Below are 658 nucleotides of genomic sequence, written 5' to 3'. Positions count from 1 at the left end.
GGGTACTGAGGCCGCGTTCCCACAGCAGGGGGTTGAGCACCGTGCCGGGACCGACCTGGTCCACCGTCAGCGGGCGGCGGGTGGCCGCGATGGTGCCGGCGAATCCGGTTCCGATCGGGAGGCGCACGCCCTGGAAGACCTCCTCCTCGATCCCGGAAGAGGAGATCGCGCTCAGCAGTCCGGCGGTGGCGTCGTGGCGCAACACCGTCGCGGTGTCCACCCCGAGCAGGGACCGGACGCGCTCGAGCAGCGCGACAAGGAGCTTGTCGAACTCGAGGTGACTCAGCGCCGAGTCGGTGATCGCCTCCAGCACGGCCAGCCGGTCGTCTGAACGTGGCTCTTCGGACATCGGCCCAGTCTAAAACGCTCATGCGCGGACATCAGACCAGGCTGCTGATCAAGCAAAGCCCAAAGTCACCACTGTCGAACGTGCGGCCCGACCCGCGAGCGGCCCGCACCCGGCGGGCAGTGCTGCCACAGCGGCCAGATCACGCACCAATCGACGTCACGGCAATCGGTGACCCGACCCCGCCCGGCCACGACACCGCGGTGGAGGCGTCGCCGCGTGTCACGGCGGAGACCTTGCAGGACGGCACCGTCGTGGTACACGCCACAGGGGATATCGATCTGACCACCGTCACGCGCCTGGACCAGGCCG

The 658-nt window shown here is 69.0% G+C and carries 2 protein-coding genes; one reads left to right on the top strand and one right to left on the bottom strand.

What is annotated here, in order from left to right:
- Window positions 1-349, bottom strand: a 349-nt coding sequence (locus tag ABD256_RS44230) for a GAF domain-containing protein (RefSeq protein WP_344432413.1), incomplete at its 3' end; no start/stop codon positions are given.
- A 20-nt stretch (window positions 350-369) separates the two neighbouring features.
- On the opposite strand from ABD256_RS44230, the gene ABD256_RS44225 reads away from it, so the two are divergent.
- A partial coding sequence (locus tag ABD256_RS44225) for a hypothetical protein (protein WP_344432411.1) occupies window positions 370-658 on the top strand: 289 nt, incomplete at its 3' end.

This window comes from Amycolatopsis minnesotensis (genome assembly GCF_039529815.1).
Lineage (GTDB): Bacteria > Actinomycetota > Actinomycetes > Mycobacteriales > Pseudonocardiaceae > Amycolatopsis > Amycolatopsis minnesotensis.
The sequence above is the reverse complement of the archived record's forward strand: the minus strand, read 5'-3'. Positions and strand labels throughout refer to the sequence as shown.